Below are 1392 nucleotides of genomic sequence, written 5' to 3'. Positions count from 1 at the left end.
TGTTCAGACTCGCTTTCGCTACGGCTTCCCCACACGGGTTAACCTCGCGACGTAACACTAACTCGCAGGCTCATTCTTCAAAAGGCACGCCGTCACAGCTACTAAGGCTGCTCCGACGGATTGTAAGCACACGGTTTCAGGTACTGTTTCACTCCCCTCCCGGGGTACTTTTCACCTTTCCCTCACGGTACTTGTCCGCTATCGGTCATCAGGTAGTATTCAGGCTTACCAGGTGGTCCTGGCAGATTCGCACGGGATTTCTCGGGCCCCGTGCTACTTGGGATACTCTCCAAGCGGCGTCACGCATTACGGTTACAGGGCTTACACCTTCTCCGGCCGGCCTTTCAAGACCGTTCACCTATACGCACGCACTCACTTTCGCTGTCCGGCAGAACAGCAGCGGAAAGTCCCGCAACCCCGGCCATGCAACGCCCGCCGGCTATCACACATGGACCGGTTTGGCCTCTTCCGCGTTCGCTCGCCACTACTGACGGAATCACTGTTGTTTTCTCTTCCTGCGGGTACTGAGATGTTTCACTTCCCCGCGTTCCCTCCACGCACCCTATGTGTTCAGGTACGGGTCACCCGGTCACTCGCGCGCCGGGCGGGGTTTCCCCATTCGGACATCCTGGGATCACCGTTCGGTTATCAACTCCCCCAGGCTTATCGCAGATTCCCACGTCCTTCTTCGGCTCCTGATGCCAAGGCATCCACCGTGTGCTCTTAAAAACTTGACCACAAAGATCAAATAAAGCTTCTCGAGAGAACCAGGCACCGACCATGCCAAAGGCACGGCCACACCAGGTTCATCAAAAAATTGCTTTAAGATGCTCGCGTCCACTATGTAGTTCTCAAACAACAACCCCGTCACCCCCGCCGGCCACGCACACACAGTGCGCAAGCCTTTGAAAGAGTGCGGGAACAAGAGGAAACCAACCGGTCCCTTCTCGCATCGCTGCAAGATAAGGTCCTGTTGCCTCAGGACCCAACAGTGTGCCAAAAGACGCCCCCCGCGCACCGACCCCACACGTTCCAGGCACCCCAAGAGGGGTACCGTACTGGCATGCGGACAACCGCGAAACAGGCGCCGAATCCGTTGATATTCCACCCATGAGCACCCGCCGGACAACAAACGTGTCCGCAACGGGCTTGCCCTGCGAACCACCCAACCACGCACTGTGGCGTGAAGGGAAACGGTTCGAGGAAGCTCCTTAGAAAGGAGGTGATCCAGCCGCACCTTCCGGTACGGCTACCTTGTTACGACTTAGTCCCAATCGCCGGTCCCACCTTCGACGGCTCCCTCCCACAAGGGGTTAGGCCACCGGCTTCGGGTGTTACCAACTTTCGTGACTTGACGGGCGGTGTGTACAAGGCCCGGGAACGTATTCACCG

The 1392-nt window shown here is 57.7% G+C and carries 2 rRNA genes; both read right to left on the bottom strand.

Annotated elements, in window-relative coordinates:
• A 23S ribosomal RNA gene (locus AC5RWX_RS33355) occupies positions 1 to 737 on the bottom strand; the annotation flags it as partial.
• 478 nt (positions 738 to 1215) lie between these two features.
• Positions 1216 to 1392, bottom strand: a 16S ribosomal RNA gene (locus AC5RWX_RS33350); the annotation flags it as partial.

The sequence above is a fragment of the Arthrobacter sp. SPT-J7 genome, assembly GCF_059089965.1.
This window is presented reverse-complemented; position numbering and strand designations above follow the sequence as displayed.